At 38.2% G+C, this 24,521-nt stretch carries 22 protein-coding genes; 12 read left to right on the forward strand and 10 right to left on the reverse strand.

Features of this window, described 5'->3' with window-relative positions:
• Positions 1-359 precede the first annotated feature (359 nt).
• Positions 360-1,097 carry a hypothetical protein gene (locus PGN18_RS14005; RefSeq protein WP_335320152.1) on the forward strand — a complete coding sequence of 246 codons (738 nt, stop codon included), beginning with the start codon at positions 360-362 and terminating at the stop codon, positions 1,095-1,097.
• Between the two features lie 289 nt (positions 1,098-1,386).
• Here the strand turns inward: PGN18_RS14005 and PGN18_RS14010 are convergent, their stop codons facing one another.
• Complete coding sequence (locus PGN18_RS14010; RefSeq protein ID WP_335320153.1) at positions 1,387-1,593, reverse strand: hypothetical protein; 207 nt, start codon at positions 1,591-1,593, stop codon at positions 1,387-1,389.
• Positions 1,594-1,622: 29 nt separating this feature from the next.
• Here PGN18_RS14010 and PGN18_RS14015 point away from each other — a divergent pair, with 29 nt between their 5' ends.
• The 4 genes from PGN18_RS14015 to PGN18_RS14030 all read left to right on the forward strand — a co-directional run bounded on the left by PGN18_RS14015 (position 1,623) and on the right by PGN18_RS14030 (position 6,076).
• Positions 1,623-1,979: an AAA family ATPase gene (locus PGN18_RS14015; RefSeq protein ID WP_335320155.1), complete on the forward strand. Its 357-nt coding sequence runs from the start codon at positions 1,623-1,625 to the stop codon at positions 1,977-1,979.
• Between the two features lie 776 nt (positions 1,980-2,755).
• The gene (locus tag PGN18_RS14020) at positions 2,756-4,489 is read left to right on the forward strand and encodes a glycoside hydrolase family 15 protein (RefSeq protein WP_335320157.1); all 1,734 of its coding nucleotides are present in this window, start codon (positions 2,756-2,758) and stop codon (positions 4,487-4,489) included.
• Positions 4,490-4,497: 8 nt separating this feature from the next.
• Positions 4,498-5,307 carry an SDR family NAD(P)-dependent oxidoreductase gene (locus PGN18_RS14025; RefSeq protein WP_335320158.1) on the forward strand — a complete coding sequence of 270 codons (810 nt, stop codon included), beginning with the start codon at positions 4,498-4,500 and terminating at the stop codon, positions 5,305-5,307.
• 1 nt (position 5,308) lies between these two features.
• The gene (locus tag PGN18_RS14030) at positions 5,309-6,076 is read left to right on the forward strand and encodes an alpha/beta fold hydrolase (protein ID WP_335320160.1); all 768 of its coding nucleotides are present in this window, start codon (positions 5,309-5,311) and stop codon (positions 6,074-6,076) included.
• 416 nt (positions 6,077-6,492) lie between these two features.
• Here the strand turns inward: PGN18_RS14030 and PGN18_RS14035 are convergent, their stop codons facing one another.
• Together PGN18_RS14035 and PGN18_RS14040 are read right to left on the reverse strand one after the other, a co-directional pair.
• Positions 6,493-6,657, reverse strand: a complete 165-nt coding sequence (locus tag PGN18_RS14035) for a hypothetical protein (protein ID WP_335320161.1) — start codon at positions 6,655-6,657, stop codon at positions 6,493-6,495.
• 760 nt (positions 6,658-7,417) lie between these two features.
• A complete protein-coding gene (locus PGN18_RS14040; RefSeq protein ID WP_335320163.1) occupies positions 7,418-7,666 on the reverse strand; it encodes a hypothetical protein in 249 nt (82 codons plus the stop codon).
• Positions 7,667-7,887: 221 nt separating this feature from the next.
• On the opposite strand from PGN18_RS14040, the gene PGN18_RS14045 reads away from it, so the two are divergent.
• Both PGN18_RS14045 and PGN18_RS14050 read left to right on the forward strand, forming a co-directional pair.
• Complete coding sequence (locus PGN18_RS14045; RefSeq protein ID WP_335320164.1) at positions 7,888-10,128, forward strand: ATP-binding protein; 2,241 nt, start codon at positions 7,888-7,890, stop codon at positions 10,126-10,128.
• A gap of 174 nt (positions 10,129-10,302) precedes the next feature.
• Positions 10,303-11,943, forward strand: a complete 1,641-nt coding sequence (locus PGN18_RS14050; RefSeq protein ID WP_335320165.1) for an ATP-binding protein — start codon at positions 10,303-10,305, stop codon at positions 11,941-11,943.
• 891 nt (positions 11,944-12,834) lie between these two features.
• Here the strand turns inward: PGN18_RS14050 and PGN18_RS14055 are convergent.
• Positions 12,835-13,035 (reverse strand): hypothetical protein, encoded by a 201-nt coding sequence (locus PGN18_RS14055; protein WP_335320166.1) that lies wholly within the window; start codon positions 13,033-13,035, stop codon positions 12,835-12,837.
• Between the two features lie 428 nt (positions 13,036-13,463).
• Here PGN18_RS14055 and PGN18_RS14060 point away from each other — a divergent pair, with 428 nt between their 5' ends.
• Positions 13,464-14,105: a hypothetical protein gene (locus tag PGN18_RS14060; RefSeq protein ID WP_335320167.1), complete on the forward strand. Its 642-nt coding sequence runs from the start codon at positions 13,464-13,466 to the stop codon at positions 14,103-14,105.
• A gap of 463 nt (positions 14,106-14,568) precedes the next feature.
• Here the strand turns inward: PGN18_RS14060 and PGN18_RS22435 are convergent, their stop codons facing one another.
• Together PGN18_RS22435 and PGN18_RS14065 are read right to left on the reverse strand one after the other, a co-directional pair.
• Positions 14,569-14,967, reverse strand: a complete 399-nt coding sequence (locus tag PGN18_RS22435; protein ID WP_442955359.1) for a DUF2752 domain-containing protein — start codon at positions 14,965-14,967, stop codon at positions 14,569-14,571.
• Positions 14,967-15,314 (reverse strand): CD225/dispanin family protein, encoded by a 348-nt coding sequence (locus PGN18_RS14065; protein WP_335320168.1) that lies wholly within the window; start codon positions 15,312-15,314, stop codon positions 14,967-14,969. The genes PGN18_RS22435 and PGN18_RS14065 overlap by 1 nt, the downstream gene beginning before the upstream one ends.
• 300 nt (positions 15,315-15,614) lie before the next feature.
• Between PGN18_RS14065 and PGN18_RS22440 the strand changes: the two genes are divergently transcribed.
• The gene (locus tag PGN18_RS22440) at positions 15,615-15,773 is read left to right on the forward strand and encodes a GNAT family N-acetyltransferase (RefSeq protein WP_442955360.1); all 159 of its coding nucleotides are present in this window, start codon (positions 15,615-15,617) and stop codon (positions 15,771-15,773) included.
• A 548-nt stretch (positions 15,774-16,321) separates the two neighbouring features.
• Here PGN18_RS22440 and PGN18_RS14070 read toward each other — a convergent pair.
• Positions 16,322-16,645, reverse strand: coding sequence for a hypothetical protein (locus PGN18_RS14070; protein ID WP_335320169.1), 324 nt, complete (start codon positions 16,643-16,645; stop codon positions 16,322-16,324).
• 1,369 nt (positions 16,646-18,014) lie between these two features.
• Here PGN18_RS14070 and PGN18_RS14075 point away from each other — a divergent pair.
• Both PGN18_RS14075 and PGN18_RS14080 read left to right on the forward strand, forming a co-directional pair.
• On the forward strand, positions 18,015-18,161 hold the full coding sequence (locus PGN18_RS14075) for a hypothetical protein (protein ID WP_335320170.1): 147 nt from the start codon (positions 18,015-18,017) through the stop codon (positions 18,159-18,161).
• A gap of 8 nt (positions 18,162-18,169) precedes the next feature.
• Entirely contained in the window at positions 18,170-18,583 is a 414-nt protein-coding gene (locus PGN18_RS14080; protein WP_335320171.1) for a dihydrofolate reductase family protein, read from the forward strand.
• A 1,416-nt stretch (positions 18,584-19,999) separates the two neighbouring features.
• Here the strand turns inward: PGN18_RS14080 and PGN18_RS14085 are convergent.
• Complete coding sequence (locus PGN18_RS14085) at positions 20,000-20,830, reverse strand: glycoside hydrolase family 16 protein (RefSeq protein WP_335320172.1); 831 nt, start codon at positions 20,828-20,830, stop codon at positions 20,000-20,002.
• 519 nt (positions 20,831-21,349) lie between these two features.
• Between PGN18_RS14085 and PGN18_RS14090 the strand changes: the two genes are divergently transcribed.
• On the forward strand, positions 21,350-21,793 hold the full coding sequence (locus tag PGN18_RS14090; RefSeq protein ID WP_335320173.1) for a peroxiredoxin family protein: 444 nt from the start codon (positions 21,350-21,352) through the stop codon (positions 21,791-21,793).
• 198 nt (positions 21,794-21,991) lie between these two features.
• Here PGN18_RS14090 and PGN18_RS14095 read toward each other — a convergent pair whose 3' ends face one another.
• Both PGN18_RS14095 and PGN18_RS14100 read right to left on the reverse strand, forming a co-directional pair.
• On the reverse strand, positions 21,992-22,672 hold the full coding sequence (locus PGN18_RS14095) for a DUF3823 domain-containing protein (protein ID WP_335320174.1): 681 nt from the start codon (positions 22,670-22,672) through the stop codon (positions 21,992-21,994).
• Positions 22,673-22,680: 8 nt separating this feature from the next.
• A complete protein-coding gene (locus PGN18_RS14100; RefSeq protein WP_335320175.1) occupies positions 22,681-24,513 on the reverse strand; it encodes a RagB/SusD family nutrient uptake outer membrane protein in 1,833 nt (610 codons plus the stop codon).
• Positions 24,514-24,521: the final 8 nt, after the last annotated feature.

Below are 24,521 nucleotides of genomic sequence, written 5' to 3' on the forward strand. Positions count from 1 at the left end.
GATACGTACTCAGATTTCCAAATTGCGAATGAAAACCCTGTAAAAAGAAAGATCCAAAATTTTTGTTTTGGAAAGATCGCTGACCAGAAGATCGGAAAAATAAAAAGACCACTAATATCGGAAAGTTTCCCTGTGATTTCGTTGTGAAATAATGCCTTCAAAAAAAAGTCATTGACCACTAATAATAGCAGAAAGAATATAAAAAGTGGAGAAAGAAGTATCCTTAGCCGGCCGTTCATAATATGGAATTATATAACTGAAATTTCATTTACAGATTTGATAAATAAAAATAGTAATTATATAATTATATATATCTCTTCTTTGAGATATATAACTTTTTGTTTTAAATTGAGGTAATTATGAGAAAATTAGAAATAGTAAATTTTAATTTGAATAACATGAAAAATATATTAATGCATGTTCTGATTGTTACTTTATTCACTTCATGCGGTAATAAAAAAATTGACTGGTCATTGGTCAATTTACCAATCCCGTTAGATTCTATTTCCAGGGATTCTGAAATTCTAACTTATTCTAAAGACCAATCCCACCAGCTAGAAGTATATAAATCTTTTAATAGCAACTTATTATATTTTGCAAATACTCCATTAGCAGGCAAAGTCATTGCCAAAAATTCGATTATTCTGTATGTTTCCAAGGAGGATAGAAACATCGTTGCAGTTACTTTATTGACGGAAGACGAAGAAAACACGAACGCACTTTTGAATATAATAACAGATAAGCTCGGAAAGACTGACTATCACTACTTCTACAACGGAAACGAAGAAGCAACGGTAACACAAAAGATATGGAGGAGAGATAATAAATATTATACTCTAAAAGTAGACGAACCTGCCTACATATTTGGTCAGAAGACAAAAACTGCTGCATTTACCATATTCAACGATTCCGGTAAATCCTTTTTGCGATGGTGGTTTTACGATGGCGGTGATTTCAGTGGCTTTTATGGTCAATATCTGGATGAAAAAAATAAACCCGAGCATCAACAAGAAGAGTATAGTTACGATGATTTTGTGAAACAAATGGATCGAGAGAAAATAAATTCAGGCACAACGTCCCATTATTACATCAGATAAATATGAATCTAACGGAGGTTTTTCCAGATTGGAAATTACCCTATAAGACTTAAATATGGAAATCCACCACCAAGTGATGATGAACCATTTTAGAGTGTAATATGTGGCCATTCTGAGGAAAAAAAGGTAGCCACTTTTGGGATAATCCCCAACCTTACTTAATATTACATTTTTTGCAGTCATTTTTTTGATGCTTCGGCAACTATATCTGTGGATTCTTTCTCCTGACTTAGTTCTCGCATAAATTTGCAGTTTATCAAAAAAATATATTGCGCTAAAACTCTCCATCTTAGGTAGCGAAACGCTTTTTAAAGGAAAAATCGGGCTGGTGCATCGCTACTTCATTTCTATCGGTTTCTTCCTGTGCTTCACCTGCATAGCCAAACATTTGCTGCTCATAATCACGTATAGCAGCCGCGATACTTTCAAAGTTACTGCTGTTCAGGTTTTGAGCAAGAACGAGCGCATCTTTCACACAACGGCGATGGTGTTCCATGGAGAAATAAACAGCGATATGCCCAATTGATGTTCAAAAAATCATTAAAAGCTTATCATCAAATTCTTGATATGAATTCTGATAGCATTGCTTTTTTTGATCGGGGCTTGCCGGATACTTTGTGTTACATGAAAATGGAAAATATACCTGTAACTGAAAAGTATTATGAAACGATGAAAGCTACGATGTACAATAGGAAGGTTATTATCCTTCCACCAAGTGCAGAAATTTATGAAACCGATATGGAACGAAAGCAGAGCTGGAATGAAGCAATACTTACTTATAGGAAAATGAAAGAAACTTATATAGAATTGGGATATGATGTGATTACCGTTCCTCTTGGGAGTGTTGAGAGTAGATGCGCGTTTATTCTAAAGAGTGTTTAGCTAATGACAATAGACAATTGCTATGAGACGGTAGTGAGATATATGGAAAACGCTTAATAAATTCTATAAAAGCGAAATTAAACTATTTAAAGCGCCTTGGGGAATATGCACAACTTTTTATCATCAAGCGTAACTAAAACTTTTGAAAAAGTAAGGTTTGAAAAACGCTGAACGTTTTAAAGATTTAGCTGGCTATATCGCTCTTATACAAGTTCACGGAAACCTGTTCTTAACACTCACTTAAGCTCGAACACGAATAATGCGTGAGAATTTAGTCTTTAAAGCCATGTTGTTAAAAACAATTTGCTGTATATAATGTCTGAAGATATAGTTTGTTTAGTTTAGTTTTAACGATGGATGTCAATAAAAAATAAATTTTATCCCCTTAGAATCAAGGCGTTTCTCATTTTTGGTTTTTTGAACAGCATTGGTGCCTTATTGAAGTCGCGATGCCGCGCCTGAAAATAAACCTGTAATGAGAAGATGTTTGCAAACGACGGTATCTAGATCACTACAACAAATATCAAAATGTTTGGAGAAAATCCATTTTCACAAAAAATAATTCGTGTTTGGTGAAGTTTAGAGATAAAAGGTTTGGATAATACCGGACGCTTCAGAACAAAGCTGTGGTTCTGCTGTTATTCTTCACATTTAAACATCATGAGCAAAGTGAAGAGCAAATTTATCAGCATTATTTTTCAAGATATACACAAAAACCCAATATTATCATTCCTATTATCAGGACAAACCTTAAGATACGTATGATGGAACAAAGCATGATAAGAGATTTGGCCATCATCAGTGATCGCAGAAGCTGCGCTCTATTAGATAAAGCGGGAACCATAAACTGGTATTGCCCTGAGCGTTTCGATACTGAGGCCATATTCTCTAAACTTCTCGATAATGAACAGGGCGGTTATTGGTCGGTCTGTGCAAAAAATAAAAAATTTCTAACTCGCCAATTTGATGGCAGAAGCAGCGTACTCCATTCGTATTTTTCTATCGGAGGAAAGGGACTGACCATGACCGACTTCATGCCTTTGGATGAAGATTTTAAGGGCATTTGTAAACTTTTTACCAATGCGCCATCAGTTATCGAAAACAAGATTACGATCAGGCCAGATTATGGGCTCGCAGCAGAAGATTACACGATTATATCTCCCACATGTATCAGATTGGATAAATCCGGGCTTTACCTACACACTTCGCATCCGGTGTGCGTAGACAAAGATATCATCCGTTTTGAAATTACTGCGGGAGAAACTGGCTGGGCCTACTTAGGAAAGGCAAATAAAGTTAGCGAAGGTGATCTGCAAAAATTGCTGCAGACAACGCTCCAAAAATGGAAGAATCTGGAAATGCTCGTGGATTATCATGGTCCTTATGAAAACCAGGTGCGCTACTCTCTCAGAGCATTGCAACAGATGGTTTATGAGCCTACCGGAGGGATTATAGCAGCTGCCACCACTTCCCTACCCGAAGTAATCGGCGGTGAACGTAATTATGATTACCGGTATGTTTGGATGAGAGACGCAGCACTAATCACTTCGTCACTGACACAAATCATTACCAATGGGGAACTGGAAGAGAAATTCATCGCTTTTGTATCAGGTGCTATGGAAAAAAACGGGGAAGACCACATATCCTGCTTTTATGCTGTTAATCAAACAAATGTTTCGCCCGAGATAAGAGAAATTCCACTAAAGGGATATTTGCAAAGCCAGCCTGTACAGATTGGTAATTCGGCCGCAGATCAGTTCCAGTTGGATGCTGAAGGCAATATCCTAATTGCTTGTAGCATCATTTACCAGAAATCCGGTAAAGTGATTTATTGGGACACGGTGGAGAAAATTGCTGACTATATCTGTAAAAACTGGGAACGAAAAGATAATGGGATCTGGGAAGAAGAACAGTTGCAGCATTATACATCTAGCAAAGCATTTGCCGCACGGGGGCTCGAACTGATTGCACCTTATCAGACAGATCGGGATATAGCTAACAGATGGCTGAAAAATGCAGCAATGATCCGTGAATTTATATCTAAACACTGTTTGACCGCTACAGGTGCATTTGCCGTTTATGCAGGCTCGGAAGATGTAGATCTTGCTGCTGCATTATATGTTCCTTTTGGAGTTTATCACGTGGAAGATAAAAACATGTTGGCTACTATCAAGGAACTTGAAAGGAATTATTGTGATGAGCATCTTTACAGGAGACACCTGCTTGAGTTTGACTCGGACAAAGAAGGTGCCTTTCTGGCCGGAAGTTGCTGGATGGCTCATTATTACGCTATCGCAGGCGATCTTCAGCAGTGTAAAAAAATCCTGGATAAAGTGCTTGTTTACAGCAACGACCTAGGCTATTTTTCTGAGGAGGCTGATCTGACAACGGGTCAATTACTTGGTAATTTTCCGCAAACATTTGTTCATTCCTCTTTCATCTGTGCAGTTAACGGTTATAAACAAGCATTAGAAGGAAATACTAGTATCATCAAACCTATAAAACAATAATAATATATATGGATTTAAACATTAAAAGCAAAATAGCCGTTATTACAGGCGCAGATTCGGGCATCGGATTAGAAACCGCTATTATCTTGGCAAAGGCCGGCGTGAAAACGGTATTATCAGACCTCGAAGGAGAGCGCCTTAAAAAAGCATCTGAAAAGATATTATCGGTTGTGCCTGATGCAGAAGTTACCTGTTGTACGGTAGACCTCACTGATAACGAAAGTGTATTGAAACTCGCCAAACAGGTTAAAGAAAAGTATGGTCCGGCACATATTTTGATAAACTGCGCCGGTGCGCGTGGCGCCGCAGGAGACTTTTTAACTTTAACAGATACAGATTGGCAGGAAACCATTGACGTTGATTTGTTGGGGGCCGTAAGATTATGTAGAGCATTTATTCCTCATTTACAAGAAAATAACTGGGGTCGGGTTATATTGGTTTCATCTGAAAACGCGTACCAGCCTTATGAAGATGAATCCCCTTACAATGCCTGCAAGGCAGGGATCATCAATCTGTCCAAATGCCTGTCAAGATCATATTCCAGGGAAGGGCTTCTGTTCAACTGTGTCTCACCGGCATTTATAGAAACCCCTATGACCGATGCCATGATGGAGGATCTTGCCAAAGAGAGAGCTACCGATAAAGAAGAGGCAATAAAATGGTTTTTGAAGAATAAACGTCCGAATCTGGCTGTTGGAAGACGAGGAAAACCGGTAGAAGTAGCTAATGTCATCGCATTCTTATCATCAGGGCTATCGAGTTTTGTAAACGGCAGCAATTACCGAATTGACGGGGGAGCTGTAGAAAATGCGTTCTAAAATGAACGGTTCGGAAAATACGGTGAATGGGAATACAGGGCAGCGACCTGTTCTGGTGTTCCTACACTATTTTGGCGGCTCGGCTAAGAGCTGGCAGTTTGTTATTTCAGAACTAGATAGCTATTATTCGTGTATTGCGATTGATTTGCCAGGTTTTGGAAACACTGCGATGCTTGCTAAATCTTCGCTTAATAGTTACGCAGATTTTGTTCGGCAGGAGTTAATCGCTAAAGGAGTAACCCACTATATCTTGATAGGCCATTCGATGGGTGGTAAGATTGCTTTGCAGTGTGCTGTGGATGATTACAAAAATGAGCAGTTACGGGGTTTGATCCTGGTTGCACCATCGCCACCCAGTTTTGAAGATATTCCGGAAAGCGAACAGGCAAAAATGCGGGAAATTCCGGATATAGAACAGTCAAAGTCTAAAGTTGAGGCGGATACGGTGATCAGATTAACGGATGAACGGTCCGATGTAGCCATTAATACCCCTTTGGAAGTAGCCGCGGGCGCCAGGAAATGGTGGATTGATGAAGGTACACGTGAATCTATCGCTGAAAATACCAGGCAATTAAATGTTCCTATAGCTCTTATTGTTTCAAAAGATGATCCTGCAATCAATTGGGCGATGACCCGAGAACAAACTATACCCAATTTACCTCTCGATGTAGAAATTTTAACTATTGATACTATTGGTCATCTGATGCCGCTGGAAAATCCTACCCTTATTGCCTCCATGATATCAGAAACCCTAAATAAAAAGAAATAAAGCCTTACACCTATCTTACGGAACATCCTATGTACCCAGCCAGATGTGTGATATGAATTAGTTAGTGACTAAATCCAAATTGAATAACAAAAACCTGGTACTGGAATGATCCATGAAATTACTTTTAATGTTAATATCAAAGTTTTTTGTAAAAATTCCAATCATTAATGTGAGTGCACATAAGGGACGCTATCTTCAATCGTCAACTTAGAATGAAATGACAAATTAATGGAAGATATTAATGTATAAGAGGACTATTATAGATTATAAACTGTCCCACAAAACAAAGAAAAATCTAAATTGGAATCAATCAGGTAATAGGTATATTGAAAACCTTTCACCAAATCGTGACTGTTGGATTATCCTTTTTTTATTTTGTCGAGTTCCAGCTTCAAAACATTCACTGCACTAATAATTTACTTTTCATCCATTGAGCCAAATCCAAACCTGAAGGCATTTTGCTCTGCCTGAATCCAGTTAATATGTGTTCGCGCACCTTGTTGCAGGTCTGCTATGGGATAGCTGGGCTTAAGCCGGAGCCAAAAAGGCAAGGCTTCAGCCAGGCAGATTGAATTCCACATATCCGGACAGCTTACTGACCAATAAATCATATAGATAATCCCGCCTAAGCCGGTAGCATTTTCCTTGCCCTATTAAGATGTCTTTCAAACTCTCCGTGATTTATAAGGTCCGCCAGAGCCCTGCATATATTCGTCCCAGCTAATGTCTACCAGTTCTCTAAGGGGGTGTATAGCTGTCAATAAAGTCCTTTGATACCACCAAAAAGCCGATCCTAATAGAGGGTTCAAGTATTTTTAAGAAAGACCCAAGGTATATAATATTATCATCGTCAGGGTATGCTGAAATCGGAGAAAGTGGTACCAAGGTATGATAGAAGTCATATTCATCTTCAATGATCATAAAAGAATACCTGATGGATAGTTCGCCCTTCTATCCAGGCTTAGCGTGGCAGCAGTCGGAAAATGATGGTTGGGGATAATATAAATTGCATCAATCTTCTTTTTCCTTCATGTTTTTTCACTGGATTGGTGTCAAGGCCGTGCTGATCTACCGGGACGCTAATCACATTAGCACCTGCATTCTCTAAAGCCTGGTTTACACGTAGATAATTTGAGTATCCGACGATGACATTAGACCCCTTAATAAAATGTAATTGGGACGCCAGGCAAATACAATCTGGGAACCATAAGCTACAAGCAGGTTATCAGCTGTAATATCGAACCCCTTGGTCTTTGAAAGTTAGTTTATCAATTCATTTCTCAGGTTTACTGTTCCACGGGCATTTTGCATATTTGCGTTGTTTATCACATATCCTCGAGGTTATAATTCGGTAAGTGCGAAGTAAATCTTTGACAGGAAAATACGTACGTCAGGGTAATCATCATCAATATAGACCTCTTTGGGCTTCAATTGACCCAATGTTTTCCCACTCAGGTGTATCTTACAGTATGGTGATGGGAAAGGCTTTACAAAAGTTACAGATACCGAGCTACTTATATCAATTTCCCGTTTATCAACAGGGAAATACCTGAAACTAAGATACTCTTTTTTGGAATAATAATGATCCATCCTTGGGCATTTAATTAATCTAATACCTTTGATATCTTACTATTTCCATTCATTGAGAACGTTTTGTTGATTGATGATGATTATATCTAGCTGTTACTGAACTTCGTAATAAACTTAATTTCAAAAGCCTAATCGAAATTAGAGTACCTAGCATACATATATTAATTTAAGCGTACCTTGCATCGCAGATATAATACTGCACCAAATTCATTGTTTAAGATATGAGCAAAGTAGATTTAACAACCTGTGATGATGAACCTATCCACATCCCGGGAGCCATACAAGGTCACGGCTTTTTGCTAGCGTTTAATGAGCAGCTTTACTTAAGTTACTATAGTGAAAACTTCTCCACTATCACCGGTTATAACCTCAGCGGATATCTTGGCAAATCTATGTCAGACACTGATGTTCTTGATGAAAAACAAGATGGTGGCCTATACAGCATGCTCAAATTTTTCCGCACGCAATCCACTTCAAATGGTTCTGTCCAGTTTAATGGCATGATCAATGGAAAAGCCTATAATATCATACTCAATTATTATAATAGCCACTACATCTTCGATTTTGAGCCTGCTGGTTCAGATTTACAGCAAAGCCTGCATGGGCATATCGGTAAATCCCTTTCGGAAATGTTATCGGATAAAAAACTCAGCCGACTGCTCGGCAATGCGGCACAGCAAGTCCAGCAGATTATCGGCTATGATAGGGTGATGATTTATAAGTTTCATATCGATGGGCACGGTGAGGTGGTAGCGGAAACAAAAAATGATAACTTAGAAAGTTGGATGGGGCTACACTATCCTGCCTCTGACATCCCTAAACAAGCAAGGGAGCTTTATAGAATCAATATAGTCAGGCTCATTGCCGATGTTTGGGACGAGCCATCTGCGCTCTTGACTAAAAGCCGAGATGGAAAAGCTATACCGCTGGATTTAACATATAGTACCTTGAGGGCTGTATCACCAATGCATATACAATACTTAAAAAACATGGGTGTTGCTTCAAGTTTCAGCATATCAATAATGAATCACGATCAATTATGGGGACTGATCGCCTGCCATAATTATACACCAAGATTTATCAACTATGGACAGCGTGAAAGTGCCAAACTCGTTGGACAAGTCTTATCATCTGCCATCAGTTTCCGTGAACAGGAAGAAGAGCAGTATGCTGGCAACCAGCACCGGACCGCGATTGAAACCATAACACGCTATCTACTCAGAAATATAGCAGTGGAACAAGCACTCTTCAATGAAGATACGAGTCTTGTTGAAGTTGTCCCTGCAACGGGAACCGTTCTTTATTACAATGGGGAATTTCATAGCCGAGGAAATATTCCTGATGACGAATTTATGGAACGCTTAATGGATTGGTTGCATCAAAAAACCACTTCCGAAGGCTACTATGCTACTAATGAACTACCTAATGAGTTCTCAAGAGCCAAAGAGATGCAGCATAACTTTAGCGGTTTACTAGCCTGCCGCCTGGGCAAAGACCTGCGTGAATACATGTTATGGTTTCGCCCTGAAGCGATTAAAAAAGTTACCTGGGCAGGCGATCCGGCAAAGCAGATTACCCGGGATGAAAAAGGCTTCACTCATATCTCTCCGAGAAACTCTTTCAAGGAATGGACACAGGAGGTATCAGGGAAAAGTGAGGTATGGAAACAACATGAAATTACGGCAGTCCTTGCTTTGAGGGACGAAGTAAATTATGCCATCAACCGCAAAGCTACTGAGCTGCGTGTCATCCATGAACAGCTCCGTTTAGCTTATGCTGAACTTGACACCTTCAGCTATACCATTTCTCATGACCTAAAAAATCCCCTAGCTACCATCAAAGCCTTCGCTCAGCTTATCCAGCGTGCAAATCTAATGGATGCTGAAAAGGTTATCACTATAGGCAAAAAGATAGAAAATGGCGCGGCCAAAATGCAGATCATGATTGAAGAGGTTCTTCAGTATTCAAAAGTCGGACAGTCTAAAATTCAGGGCAAAGCCATCAACATGCAGAAAATGCTGGATGAAATCCGTCATGATTTAATGGTTTCCAGCGGTGCAGATAACCTCGTGATTGACATTCAGGATACACCGGACCTTTTTGGCGACCAGTTAATGATTTTTCAAGTATTTTCAAACGTGGTGGGCAATGCAGTGAAATACTCGGGCCATTCAGCTTATCCTTTTGTATCCATCAATGGAAAGATGTTTGAAAATAAGGTAGTATATTCCATTACAGATAACGGGATTGGTATTGCAAAGGAAGATATAGGAAAAGTCTTTGAGCTGTTCACCCGAGCAAAAGAAACCCATGGTATTGAAGGTACCGGGGTAGGCCTCGCTATTGCGAAGCGTATCATGGACAAACACAATGGTGAGATCTTGATAGACAGCGAACCGGGAAAAGGCAGTACATTTCTCTTGAGTTTTAACCGACTTGAACATATACATGGCATTAATTAATATGTTACATCAAAAGATTTAAAATTTAGGCCACCATCACTTAATGTATTCCTGATTTTAATTTATTGTTGAAAAAGGCAAAACATATTTATAGTAAGTCTGTTAAAATTTTTGATAAGCATTGAACCGTTACCATAATAACAGCTGCTTGGTGAAAGCAGAACAGTATACCAAATGAATACAAATGAAAATCCCTTAGCACCACAGGACTATCTATATATACTTAGCCAGTCAAAAGAGCCTACGGCCATTTACGTCAGCCGGGAACTTCAAATAGGTTTCATCAGCGATTCGATGATGAAACTTTGGAAGAAAGATAACTCAATTACAGGTCAGCTGTTGAGCGATGCTGCACCGGAATTCACCAATTTCATTCCCACCCTGCAAAAGGTATGGGACAGTGGGGAGATTTTTCTCGCCAAAGCGACTCCAGCGATGATAGACAACAATGGAGCGCTTATTGAGCAGTATTTTGACTTTGAATACCGGCCGGTGAAAAATGCTGCAGGTCAAGTAATCGCCATTATTAACACTGCGACCAATGTTAGCGAATCGTTAGCTAATGCTAAGGTAATGCAGGAAAAATCTGATAAAGAACGCTTTCTGCATGATGCGCTGACCCTTTCTAATAATTCACTTCAGATCGCTCACGACAATTTGGAAGTGCGTAACGCTGATTTGAACAAAAGCATTCAAAGAGTGGAGCAGCTTAATACGGATTTAAGCGAAAAAAATGAGCAGATTAATCTAGCTAACCATAACCTGCACCAAAGCGAAGAACGCTTCCGTACGATGGCAGAAGGTACAGATGTGATGATTGCTTTAAGTGACGGCGAAGGAAAAGCGGTGTATTTTAATAAAGCATGGGAGAAAGCCCTGGGGGGACCTCAACACAACCTCCTCGAGTTTGGGTGGATGGAGCTTATTCATCCAGAAGATAAACAGCGGGTGTCAGAGATCTATTTTGATGCATTAAACAACCATAAACAATGGATTTGGGAATTCCGTATGCCCAATGGAAATGGTGGCTATCGATGGCTGCTCGCCAGCGGCTTCCCAAGATTTAATATAGATGGATCTTTCACAGGTTATGTGAGTTCAACTATTGACATCACCGAACGCAAGGAGTCCGAACAGCGAAAGAATGATTTCATCGGTATGGTCAGCCATGAACTCAAAACTCCGGTTACCTCACTAAAAGCTTACATTGACATCTTAATTAAAATGAGCTTGGATGGTGGCAGGAAAAAAGAGTACCACGCCCTTCAAAAAGCCGATCAGCAACTTGCCAGGATGACTTCGATGATCAATAGTTTTTTAAGCTTGTCACTATTAGAATCAGGTGAAATTACCTTGAATAAAAGTACTTTTAGCTTAAATCAGTTACTGTGTGATATTGCTGAGGAATTCGGTGTTTATCTGCATTCCCATCAACTTAAATTTCAGAGTCCCGAACATGTTTTGCTTACTGCCGATCGTGACAAAATCTGCCAGGTGATTATTAATCTGATCAACAATGCCGTAAAATTTTCACCCCGTGGTAGCACTATCAGCGTCTGTGCCGGAAATGTTGAAAATAAGATTATTGTTCAAGTAAAGGACGAGGGAATTGGCATCTCGCTTGCTGAACAGGATAAAATCTTTGAAAGCTATCACCGTGTGGAAAATAGCAAAAGCAAAACCACCTCAGGCTTCGGGATCGGACTTTACTTGTCCAAACAAATTGTTGAACAGCATCAGGGTGTAATAGACGTCGAAAGCCAATTGGGAAAAGGTGCAACCTTTAGTTTTCAGATTCCAGAACTTGTGCATTAAGTTTCCCTTTTGAAAAGACAATATTTTATAGGTTTTTAAAATAGCTTCAAAATCAGGAGATAATGTTTAATTTAAAGCAGTAGATTTTCAATAAGTTATTCAAAAATTTTAGCAAATAAGTTGTCTTTAAAGACAGTTAGCAGACATATACAACTTTTAACAGTGATATGAAGCAGGACTATAACAATTAGTACGATATGCGTTAATTCGAGTTTGACTATTGTAAAATTAATTCTCGGTAAACGATTCTTATGCATATGCCTGGAGCCAGCTGTACCTAATCTGATCTGTAAATAATTGATTTGTTTTTATTTATGCTATTCAATCCATTAAAACTTGCCGGCAAATTAACTACATATCATCCAATTAGTTTAATAAATCAAATTAAAAATGTTTTCAATATTGGTTTTCACATTGTAGATGAGCAATGCTGCCCCACAGGATCCAAAGCAAGTAACGCAAAAAGAAAAATGATACTTTTTAAAATTACTTCTCTACCTGAAGTTCGGCACAGGGCCCATGGTAAAGCTAAGGAGCAAGGGAAAAACACAGATTACTCTGATAGTTTGCGCAGTACCAAGCGCACCTGTTTTATTGCTTTTACAATATACGTTCCCGCTTTCTGCCTAAAATATTTATAAGATGTAATTGGCCCAATAACAAAATCACTCTATTTTATAAAGTCATAACTATTGCGTTGCCCTGCGATGATCTTAGTTGATTTCTTTTTAGCAGTATAAACAGTGCCTTTATTCTTCAAGATTATCTGCATAGCTTTGAGAGTAATTTATGAATGACTTGGAAAATACATATGACCTTGCTCAGAAAACAATCAAAATTACCTTCTACAAAGGTGGTTGCTAATAGCGATCAAAAGTGAATTTTCAAAAACTAAACCCTGGCAAGTTTTACCTGCGAAGCTTCCAGTCCAGATGCACAAAACTTAATAACAAATGTAACACATTGACCAGGCAGTAGAGCAGTTTCTGATGAATCCAAAGAAAAACCAATATCCTGAAAATTAGAATCCTCAATAATTCCAGTCCCTGTTGTTTTATCTATTGAGATAATTTTTCCAATTCTAACTTCCATAACATCCCATTTCACTAATTAAAATACCAAAACTTATATTTTCTTTAGAAGGCGTCTACTGGGAGCATCAATTGTCCAAATATAGCTACTAAAAAATAAATATTGCAGTGTATTTATGCCTGTCACTTTATAGTTTTGGAATGATGTGGAATGTCGTTGAAGGTTTCATGTTTTTACATATAGATAGGAAGGTTGGCCAGCTAGCGAAAAATAAACCTGGTTTTGAAACATGCAATTAAACTTAAGTCATGAGTACTCTATAATTTGCATATTTAACTATGCATAGAAAGATTAAGCTGTGATAAAGTATTTATCACAGCAGATCAGTATGTTTAGTTTTTAAATTTTAATCAATCTATATGGATGGTGCCGTATACTATCATTTTTTAAGTATATGGTACAGAAAATAAACGTAAATACCTATCCTGATGATTGTGTATATAGGTTTACATTTTCGTACAAATCATTTAAAAAATAAGAGTATTTTTAGCAAGGGTGAAAAGCCTACAAATTTTGCAGTGATATTATGGTTAAATTTTGAACCTTTAACGGGTGCCTCAAAGATACACTTTGCACATAAAAACAATTTGATAGGGCTATTTAATTGCCTTTACTATTTATTACAAAATTTTCAGCAATCAAACGTGGCATTAAAGATTATCTGTTACATCATTTATACATTTGTTTTTACCTATTGTTATTGCTATTTGAATGCGAAGCTTAAAACAAAGACGATTTTAATTGGCTATCCAATATTTTTGATAGTGAGTATTTATCCCGTGAAAATCTGGCTTGATCACATACGCCAGATTTATAATGAAACTTTCACGCAAAGCTGGCTGAAAATTATCTTGATGTCAATAGCCGCATTTACCCTTTTTAATTTGGCCTATGGGATTATCAGTATAATGGTAAACGCCCAGGTCGGTTTCCATCAAAAATATGGGAAGCCACCTAAAAATCCTGTGAAATTTTTTCTTAAAAATGCAGATTCAGTTAAAGGAGCATATCTTATTTTCTTCTATATAGGTGGAATTTTACTTGGTGGAATAATATTTTGGAAATATTAAAAGCGTTTTCAATTTAAAAGAAAGTAATCAAATCGAAAAGCTCATTCTAGCGAAGGTTTGCAGTAATTAAATAAATGTATTTTAAAAACACCCTGTTTAGTAGATTGAATCAACCCAGGAATTCCCTAAAAACAGGCACAGAATATTCAAAAAGTTCTAGAAGTATCGTGTCATTACCTAAAATCTATATATCTGATAATTAAAAAAGACAAGATCTAATCACAACATAGGATAAACCAAAGTCGACTGCACTATTCCAGTTAAATAAATTTATTTGGGCCTTTGGTCATTAACATTTTGCTGAAATACCCGGAAAGGGTTAAAGGGATTTGGCACATAAACTGTACCGGGGGAACTCTTATTGATTTCATCGTATAATAACGTCCAGCTCAAAACATTATTTAAAAACTGAGACCTCCAAAATTTTAAATCCCTCCTACTTATAGTCATTTTATTTGATACCTCAGGCGGCAAGAAATTTAAATGGCATAATTGGCAGATTTCTCATAATCCAGAATAAAAAAACAATAGTAGCAATAATCACCGGAGTTTTGGGATGATACCAAAATCTTAAACCATTACCAAATCCGGTTATCTTTTGATAAATTTTAGTTAACAACTGGAGTGTTAACAAAGGTAAACTGAGCACCAGCAGTAAATTATAATCCATGGCCTGATAAAAGTGTAAATTCAGCAACGAATGTACCGCTCTCTGGGAACCGCAACCCGGACAATCCAGTTGAAGATATTTGTGAAAAGGGCATTCTGGAAAAAAGCTATACATTTCCGGATCATATTTATAGTACACTATCGCTAGTGATGATAATATAATACCCGCGGAAATGTACAGCAATATTTTCATTAGTTGCTTCCCATCATTGCGCCACCTATCCCCAAAACCACAAAAAACAAGATGTAAAGCACGAAAATCCCGATACCTATAAAGAACCCTATCTTAGTCCACCGACCTGCTGCCTGAGATGCGGCCAGCGCACCGGCATAATCACCAGCAGCGTATTTCGTATTTACTGTGGTCGCATTTATGATACCAGCTATACCCAGTGGTAGGCAGCAGAACAGCGTCACAAGAATGGATTCTACTAGCCAATTCTTAGGAATAGGATTTCCGAATCCATGCTGGCCAAATGGTTGCTGATTAAAAGGATGCTGGCCCAGGGGAGCCTGCTGATTGGGTTTTTGTTCTTCCATATTTTGAAAATTTAAATTTATCTACAATATACACAGGCGTTAAAATATTGTTTTAAGTTCCTGCTAATAGTCTGAAAATAATTGATTGATAAATCTATTATGATAAGTCAGAATTGCTTGCTTGTTCAATAACGAAAAAAGCGCTTAAGGTGCATTAGAAATCCTTAAAATGCACATTACCCCAAAACTAAAAGTCAAATATTAGGCTATTACGGTACAAGATTCGGATAAATTTATTGGGCAAATAGGGTTACGCAATTCTGATGATCAAAACCGTGAAGGAGAGATAGGATTCGACTTATGCCAGCTTATCAGGGGCAGCGATTTATAAATGAGGTGCTGAAAGCCGTGCTGAAGAAAGAATTTCGGAAAATTCAGCTTAATTCAATTGTGGCCTATACCCACTATGGAAATAGCAAATCAATATGCTGTCTGGAACGTGCTGATTTTAAAAGATAACACAGATAAAAGCGAAGACTATTCCAAGGCATTTGAATCCAAAATTACACCTGATTAAAACCAACAATTTGGGTGATAGATTTTCCCTGCATAACTCATTAGATATCTGTTAACATGCTATAAATCATTGAAGACTAATAGCCACTTTGTAATAAATCGCTACAATACGATTACATAAATTGCACTTCTTGCATTGTCACAATCTGCTGTGATTTTTTTTCAAAAACACCGATTTTTGTTCCATACCATAACTCTTCTTAACCACAATTTTTTCAAGTAATAGAACTATGCACTGCGAAAGAACCAAAAATCAGGCAAATACCTCAAGAGTGCTCATAACTCAGGATAGTCTTATTCAGGAGAGGCAACGGTAATATGAATTTAGCAAGAACGTGTTGAATAGATTAAATTTGACAACAAACATTTGTAACTGCTATACCTTATATCGTATTTAATGTTGTCAGAATAGTACTATTTGAATAATCAGTAAGCGTTAGAGCATATAGTATAATATTATGAGGTGAAGTTTATTGTATAAAGACTGGCACTTAATTCCTTGAGGCTCTTAATTGTTTCACAACCTTATCAAACACTAAAAATAAGCCTGCAACAAATATAAGATTTCCAATTATACTAACAACTCCCAAAACTGTAAACAATGCTGACATTTCTTCAAAGGGTATTGCTCTTTGTTGAGCATAAAAGGGAGCATATGTATAGAATACACTCATAACGAGCGCGGCTAATGAACCGGTCATTAACAATACAGAATCCAAGGTCACTACTCTCAGTATATAAACTAAGCATGCGGCAAAGGTTAATAAAGGCGCAATAATTGGTACCATTGCCAGAATGACATCAGTAAATTTCATAGTCTTGTGATTAATATGTTCTTTGTAAAACTAATAATTTTTTAACAATCATCGAAAGCGAGCAATAAAAAAGTCATTGTCAAAGTTGCAAGGTAAGATTGCTTTTAAAACTGAGAACTGCGACAGAAAATTAATTTTTATTAGCTTATTCATGAGTTGGCATCCCATTCCCAGAATTAAACACTTTGGGATTGGTATATTGCAGGTATTTGAGTGATAGCGGGGGTGGATTGCCAGATGGTAAAAGTTGTTCAACCCGGCTGTTGCAGCTTGTGAGCTAAGTCACGATATCCAAAGGTGAACTTCTAAATGGATGCTTTATTACAGATGAACTGGCATTTATAATAATGGGGGTACTCGCTCATTTCGGAATCTTATCCTTTATCTAATGTATAAGGAAATTTGTAGAAGGGGATGGTAAAACTGTATAGCAGACCAGATGCAAATTGTTGCCAGATTTATTGCCGCATATGTTGGATCTTTTTGTCTCGATTACACCTGCCTGATATGACTATAAGTGGATATATTTACACAAAATAGCTAATTATGAAAACAATAGAAGTCAAAAAGACAGCGAAAAAAAATTATTGCACAAGAAGCAATATTAAATTTTTCTGAATTCAGTCCTCTATGCTTAGATGGATCAACTCTCAAAGACGTATCGGCAAAGTCTTTAATAATAATAAACACTAAGCTAAGTAATGTTCAAATAAAAGACGCTCCATTGGATGGTGCTTGTTTCCATGGCATGTGCCTTCCTCCAATAGGTCATCCAAGCTATGATCCAGATGCGAGGCAACAACTGCTTAAATTTGAGAGATGCGACCTTAACGGCTCTGTAATCAGCGGATGTAATTTAAATCATGTAAGATTGCACACTGCGACCTCACCGGGATTAGAATTAACGGCTTTTTGGTAGAAGAATTATTTAGATTGGTTGATGGTACGTAATATAAGCATCCAAGAATAAATTTCAAATTTGCTATCTCAATTTAAATTAGCCATAGATAAGCTAGTTATTTTAGAAAAACTGTTAATTGGCGCATTATCCTTCCATCGTTCATACTAATTGTTGAGGGAGTTCAGATTAGCATCATAGATGAATATATTATTTTTTCGCATAATAGATAAGCAGGCTTTTAAGATTTTTAAGCCAAAAAAGCTTGTTGAGAGTTGCAATTATAAGAGCGAATGCAATTGACTATTTTCAAGTTTTTGTAATTTTCCACTGCAAGTCCGAAATTCTTTTGGTGGATTCTGAAATAATTTATGTACGTTTTGACTTATCTCCCCTCTAAGAAAGTCGCATTTGTACCCTTAAAACTAATAAAGTATCCTATATCTTTAAATTTATTTGTAATAAAATATTATGAGAAAAATAATTGTACTATCGATGATTTCTTTGGATGGAGTTATGCAGGCACCTGGGGGAACTACCGAAGATACATCTGGCGGGTTCCAAAATGGTGGCTGGACAGCTGTATATAGCGAGGAGATATATATCAAAGTGTTGTAAAAGAAGAATTGAAGCCTGCAGATTATCTACTGGGTCGAAAAACGTTTGATATTTGGGAAGAATATTGGCCCAACCATGCAGAGTTTTGGATGGGTATCAATGAGGGGACAAAATATGTTCTATCAACCACTAGGAAAAGCTCTGATTGGAAGAACACAATATTTATTCAAGGCATCGCTGATATCAAACGAATAAAAGCTGCTGAGGGCGGAGATATCCATGTGTGGGGCAGCAGCAAAACCGTCCAACTACTACTGGAACATGACCTGGTTGATGAGTTGAAGCTAAAAATTCATCCAATCCTTCTGGGAGATGGCAAAAAACTTTTTAACAGCACGTCGAAATTTTCAACCTTCAGGTTGATAAGTAGCATTACCACGCCGAAGGGGGTTATTATAGTCCACTACATAAAAGCTGAATAAATAAGAATTTTAAGTGGGTGTTAATAATAGTAATTTGTATGGCCAAACTGTAGATTATTCCAAAACTGGCCACTGCTTTTTTTCCAAACTGGCCACATCTAACGGCGCAAACTGGCACTGATTTTCGCTAAAAAGTGTTCAATCGGTTGATTTTAAGCGGATTTAAGCGTATCCAGGCGTGTTCTGGGACAAGGTGTTGTTTGATGAACGAAATCGATTCTGGGTGGAGGAAAAACCGCTTCAAAAGAAAATCAAACTCGGACAGCTAACCTATTTTCCAAGTGCTATTCTTAGAGTGCCTTTGGTAGCTCGTAAGGGCTTTTGCGAAGCAAAAGGAGCCTTTCTTCAGGATTACTTAGTAAGTGGTAATAGATGGGTAACAAGAATCTGATGATCTCTGAGAGGATCTATGCGGTAAGCCTCAGACTATAAATCCATAGTGCCTACTGAACAGTTTGGAACGTACGGGGATGGATAGTATTTCCGAAATACACAGACTATAAATAAAATAAAACCGTAACTAACAAATTGGAGTTATTTAGTTATTGAAGCATACTCTCAAATTAAAATTTAGTTGATACCTTTGCTGTATAGTATCTATCAGGAAAAACAAACTTTTTATACTAATTTCAATCATTTCATTTTCGAGTTGCAAAAAAAGCGTGATCAATAACGTGCCTCAACAAGAGCGAATAGCAACAGTAAAATTTGAAGTCGTTACAGAAAGTAATTTTGTTTTTTCCCTGTTAGGAGCCCACCCAGGTCCGAACACTCTTACCTATAGTTCAACAGACCAGAAACCGATAGAGCCATTATTTAGTATATTTAATGGTATAGGGTCATGGTCAACATCTATTATTGTTAAGGATGTTAAGAAAGGTGAAACGTTAAGTCTTAAGGGTTCAATTATGGTTGAGGACCCAGGTTTCAATGTGAGATCAAAAATATATGTAGATAATAAGATTGTTGCAGAATCAGTAAAGTTAACTACCAATCTTCTTATGGGGGTGAGGCCGTAATTAATCTTTCGTATACATTCGACTAATTTTAATATGATTTACATTTTTTTTTCGTTTATTGAAATTTCTTAGACTAAAGATATGTCATATCAGTGGCTAAAATCTCTATTGAACCTCTTTGTTATTACAAATGCTCCTTTATATTTATCATTATTTGAGATTGTCAATTATCTTTTTACATGCGGTAAAATTTTGTTTACCCATCGAGCGTTTTACATATTCATCCATTCCAGTATCATTTTTTTCGTTTACATATCTTTTAAATGAAAGAATCCCCAGACACTCATGAAATCCCCTTCCTTTCATTTATAATTATAGGTTCTAATCCAGATAAATATTACTCACATTACCGTAGCTAAACAACAAATGCGTTGAAATCTTTTCGTTTGCAGGTGTATCACTTCTTATAGACCCGAATATAATCTATTTCATACCTTCTTGGAAAACTTGTTTGACTTGGATCACCACCATTGTCGCCGCCCAATGCTAGGTTAACAAGCAGATAATGCGGTTGATTGTATGGATTTATGTCAGAACCATCCTGATTTACTAGGACTTTAAGCTCAACCCTGTTCAACAGTTTGTCATCAATATATAGGCTGATGGCTTTAACATCCCAGTCCATTCTCCAGATATGAAACTTTTTATACCAGTTGCTTTGGCGTAAGTCACTGATGGAAGTAGTTTTACTGTACCATCTCGGTGTCCATCGTCTGGAAGTCCCATGGGCAATGTTGGCCAGTAGTTTACCACGGTAGTATTCCATGATGTCGATCTCCCCATTAGATGGCCACTCGCCTTTGATCCCCAGTGTCCAGAAGGCTGGCCACAGACCTGCAGCCGTGTCAATACGTGCACGCATTACTATACGTCCGTACAAAAAGCTTTTAGAATGCCGGGTATTTAGGCTTGCTGACGTATATTCTATAAATGGACGATTTTTTCTCCAGTCATTACTTTCCGGCTGATAGTTCGGATTTGAGCGGTGAACCTGCCTAGCTTCGATGATCAGTCTGCCATTCTTACAATAGGCGTTTTCAGGGGTGTACCATTGCAACTCATGCTGGCGCACAAAGCCCCGTTCGTATTGCCAAACTGTGGTGTCCGGCGTTCCCGATGTGTTAAATTCTTCGCTCCATATCAATTTATATTGGGTATCTTTACCATTTTGATGGTTTTGTGCGTTTACGTAAATTGCATGTATCACTGCTGTCAGTAAAACGATCAATTCTTTTCTCATAGATTGTCTAAAGTTATATAATTTCTCCCATTTTCCGAAACAGATCCTATCCGTTCAGCCAAGTTTGCACTTCTCCATAAAGATTTCAGTACTGTGATCATATATACCTGGTCGGATAATACTGATTTGCCCAAGTACAGACGAACCAATTCTACATTAGTTATTTGCACCACCGTATTCAATACAAAACTGGTGTTAATGGTATTGCCGGATTTTGTAAAGGTTTGGTTGGTGATGGAGAAATTTGGTGTTACCAGAACATCAATATTTTCGTTCTCTGTTAGGATTATCCTGATGGCACGGGTGACTTGCTGAAGCCATAGGGCGACATTGCGTCATGTAAGTTTATACTGGCCTGCAAATAACTTTGCCGAGAGACTCTCGCCCTGATTCATACATACAAAGACCTATTACCAGCACCAGATCATGGCCATTCCACCCTGATAATCGATGTAAAAGAAGTTGAGCAGTTGTTCAATGGGCTATCTGCAAATATAAAACAAAGTGTTGCCGGAAAAGAATTTGGTTGAACTATCGAACACCATCTCAGTAGAACAAATGGGATCTGATTGTAAATTAAAAGACGAATCAGGAAAATCAGTTAGCCTAAGCGATTTTCGAGGTAAGTATGTGTTGCTTAATTTTTGGGCCAGTTGGTGTGCACCCTGCAGGGCTGAAAACCCCAATGTTACATCGCAGTATAAGAAATATAAAAACCAAGGTTTTGAAGTTTTAAGCGTATCTCTTGATGCAGCAAATTCTAAAAAGGCATGGCTTAAAGAGATTAAGGATGATGGCTTAACTCGGACTAATGTATCAGATTTGAAAGGGTTTGAGAACAGTATAGGAATCCTTTACCATATCAATGCCATCCCCCAAAATTTTCTGATCGACCCATCGGGTAAGATTATAGCGCGTAATTTAAGAAGGGAAATTCTTCCAAAATATTAGAAGAATATGTACCAAAATAACATTGCCTGATAACAAAATCCAATGTTGTTTTATTTTAGTTAATGAAAAGTTGGGGCAATGCCGGATGGCTTGCCCTTAACTTAAATTATTAGACCCTATCTCTATTAAATTTTAGGTAGTATTGATAATATTTTGGAAACATTGGTAACAAACCTGTATAATCCGTATTTGAATTGCTCATCTCAATGCTATTTTTTGAACTTGTGAATACACATATTCGCTGGTAACCGTAGCTTTAACCCCTACTCTTGCGTACACAAAATCGAGGGTTTTCAGGTTGTCAGGAAGATCGGCAGACAGGTTGGTTGGTGCACCAAATACCAATGAGGATACATTTCCATCTACCCGTACATCGCGGAGTACCTGGTCGGTTAATACTGATTTGCCAAGGTAAACGCGAACCAATTCTACATTGGCTGTTTGTACTACTTTGTTAACTACGAAACTGGTATTAATGGTATTACCGGATTTTGTAAAGGTTTCGTTAGTGATCGAGAAATAGGGTGTTACCGGGACATCAATATTTTTATTTTCTGTTAGGTTTATCCTGATGGTATCGGTGGCTTGCTGAAGCCATGGGGCATCAGGGCGTCGTGTAAGTTTATACTGACCTGCAAATAACTTTGCCGAGAAACTCCCATCCTGATTCATGTAGACATAAATAGGGGATTTTAGGGGATAGCCATCCTGCCACAATTCCAGCTGTGGACCATTGTTGCGTACACCTAATGCTTTGCCCTGATATACCACCTTACCTGATAAAGTTAATTCAGGGGCATTAAAATTATCGTATTCACTACAGCCAGCCAGAAATAAACTGGCTGTTGCTATTATCGTTAAAAATTTATTTTTCATCATGTTAAGGATTAATGGAATGGATTACGAACAATTTTCGGGTTGTTGTTTAATACTGTCTGATCGATTGATGAGTAGTAGTTTGCCATACGGAATAACCTTGCGCGGCGGAAGCGGGTTGGGCGTATGCGTGCGAAAATATATTTTCCATTGTCTGGATGACCGGGTCTTACCACACGATATGAATATAAGCCCATTACTACTGCATTCGGATCAGTTTCGGTACCATCCCATACGATGTGTGCAATACGCCATCTTTTCAGGTCGAAATAACGGTGATCTTCGAAGGCAAGCTCCACGCGGCGTTCATTGCGGATGATGTCGTTTGTCAATGCACTTAAGCTGTTGGCGGGAAACCCAGCACGGGCACGAACCGTGTTCACATATCCTAATCCTTCAGGGCGACCTAACTCAAAAGCAGCTTCTGCGGCGTTTAAGTAAATTTCACCCAAGCGGAACCATGGCCACCAGTTTACCGCTGATGTTCCACGGGTACTTGCGGCGGGGGCATCGCTTACCATCTTACGGATATAAAAGCCGGTATTGCTTACATCTACAGCATCATCTTTAGGACCGTCAAAGCCTGTCCACACCTGCCCGTCGGTATAGTTGCCACCTAATACTGTCGAGGTGGTTAACTGATAAGTGCCGTTGGTATATACTGCCACACCTGCCTGTATCCTTACCGGATTGTTTTTAAAAGTAGTACCCGGATAAATGACAGTTCCGAATAAGCGACCATCTTTATTGGCAAAGATATCGGCCGGATTGGTATAGGCGATGTAGTTGCCGTTTGCGTCTTTGTCTTTTAGTGTACCTACGCTTCCATCTAAATAATTGAAGCTTTCTACCAGGCTCAGGGATGGTGAAATTGCAGATGATGCCTCATTATCTTCTGTCATACTTTTGATGATGTTATCATAAGTAAAGCGGTGCACTTTGGTACCCAATGCGAAATCTTTTGCAAAGATTATCTCACTTACCGGCTTTTTATTTAGCATATCGTAGAAGTTAGCACCCTTATCGGGATTGGTATTATACAAAGCATAAGGGCCTGCTATTATTTCTTTTGAAGCGGTAAGCGATTTATTATAATAATCTGCTGCCATAGATGCAGGAATACCTACCTCTCCACCGGTAGTGGTGATTGGTGCTGCCATCAAACTGTTGTATTTGGCGATGGATGCTGCGTACAACATGGCTCTGCTCTCTAATGCAAGTGCAGTATATCGGTTCGCACGTGTTGCTATGCCATTATTAGGAGCCAGATCAGCTTTGATTTCTTCCAACTCTTTGTAAATAAAATCATAAACTTCAGATTCCTTAGCGCGAGGCACCTGTAATGGAGTAGGGTCGCCACTAAAGTCGTAAATGAGTTGTTTGGTTACTAATGGTACACCACCCATGCGTTTCACCATTTCAAAATAAACAAAAGCACGAATAAAGCGCATTTCAGCGATAAACTGGCTTTGCTGGGCTGGTGTTAACTTACCCCCTAATGCATTGATGTTTTCAAGCGAAAGGTTCAGGTCGCGGATTAATCCATAATCCCAGTAGCGGCCATAGTCGTTTCCATACTGGAAATCGTTCCTGCCGTTTTGATCGCGTGTACCCGACCACATGGCGTCATCAATTTCTGTCATTCCACCGGTATTGAATACGCCATGAAGTGATGGTAAGCGATTGTAGTAATTCGCCAGCAGGGAAGTAATTAAGTTCGGGTCATTCCACAACTGTTCATCGGTAATGGTGGTTTTTGACTCGCGGTAAAACCAGTCATCGTGTTTGCAACTGTGCATGGTTAAACCAATAAGCAGTGCAAAAGCTATATAAATTTTTTTCATCTAAATCT

The sequence above is a fragment of the Pedobacter terrae genome, assembly GCF_036946585.1.
GTDB classification, from domain to species: Bacteria; Bacteroidota; Bacteroidia; order Sphingobacteriales; family Sphingobacteriaceae; genus Pedobacter; species Pedobacter terrae_C.

Excerpts from the sequence above, each read along its gene's own strand:
- PGN18_RS14100 (WP_335320175.1), bottom strand. The coding sequence starts at position 24,513 with ATGAAAAAAATTTATATAGCTTTTGCACTGCTTATTGGTTTAACCATG.
- PGN18_RS14060 (WP_335320167.1), top strand. The coding sequence starts at position 13,464 with ATGATTGTGTATATAGGTTTACATTTTCGTACAAATCATTTAAAAAAT.
- PGN18_RS14045 (WP_335320164.1), top strand. The coding sequence starts at position 7,888 with ATGAGCAAAGTAGATTTAACAACCTGTGATGATGAACCTATCCACATC.
- PGN18_RS14050 (WP_335320165.1), top strand. The coding sequence starts at position 10,303 with ATGAATACAAATGAAAATCCCTTAGCACCACAGGACTATCTATATATA.
- PGN18_RS14055 (WP_335320166.1), bottom strand. The coding sequence starts at position 13,035 with ATGGAAGTTAGAATTGGAAAAATTATCTCAATAGATAAAACAACAGGG.
- PGN18_RS14005 (WP_335320152.1), top strand. The coding sequence starts at position 360 with ATGAGAAAATTAGAAATAGTAAATTTTAATTTGAATAACATGAAAAAT.
- PGN18_RS14010 (WP_335320153.1), bottom strand. The coding sequence starts at position 1,593 with ATGGAACACCATCGCCGTTGTGTGAAAGATGCGCTCGTTCTTGCTCAA.
- PGN18_RS14030 (WP_335320160.1), top strand. The coding sequence starts at position 5,309 with ATGAACGGTTCGGAAAATACGGTGAATGGGAATACAGGGCAGCGACCT.
- PGN18_RS14015 (WP_335320155.1), top strand. The coding sequence starts at position 1,623 with ATGTTCAAAAAATCATTAAAAGCTTATCATCAAATTCTTGATATGAAT.
- PGN18_RS14035 (WP_335320161.1), bottom strand. The coding sequence starts at position 6,657 with ATGTGGAATTCAATCTGCCTGGCTGAAGCCTTGCCTTTTTGGCTCCGG.
- PGN18_RS14070 (WP_335320169.1), bottom strand. The coding sequence starts at position 16,645 with ATGAAATTTACTGATGTCATTCTGGCAATGGTACCAATTATTGCGCCT.
- PGN18_RS14075 (WP_335320170.1), top strand. The coding sequence starts at position 18,015 with ATGAGAAAAATAATTGTACTATCGATGATTTCTTTGGATGGAGTTATG.
- PGN18_RS14020 (WP_335320157.1), top strand. The coding sequence starts at position 2,756 with ATGATAAGAGATTTGGCCATCATCAGTGATCGCAGAAGCTGCGCTCTA.
- PGN18_RS14025 (WP_335320158.1), top strand. The coding sequence starts at position 4,498 with ATGGATTTAAACATTAAAAGCAAAATAGCCGTTATTACAGGCGCAGAT.
- PGN18_RS14040 (WP_335320163.1), bottom strand. The coding sequence starts at position 7,666 with ATGGATCATTATTATTCCAAAAAAGAGTATCTTAGTTTCAGGTATTTC.
- PGN18_RS22435 (WP_442955359.1), bottom strand. The coding sequence starts at position 14,967 with ATGAAAATATTGCTGTACATTTCCGCGGGTATTATATTATCATCACTA.
- PGN18_RS22440 (WP_442955360.1), top strand. The coding sequence starts at position 15,615 with ATGCCAGCTTATCAGGGGCAGCGATTTATAAATGAGGTGCTGAAAGCC.
- PGN18_RS14095 (WP_335320174.1), bottom strand. The coding sequence starts at position 22,672 with ATGATGAAAAATAAATTTTTAACGATAATAGCAACAGCCAGTTTATTT.
- PGN18_RS14065 (WP_335320168.1), bottom strand. The coding sequence starts at position 15,314 with ATGGAAGAACAAAAACCCAATCAGCAGGCTCCCCTGGGCCAGCATCCT.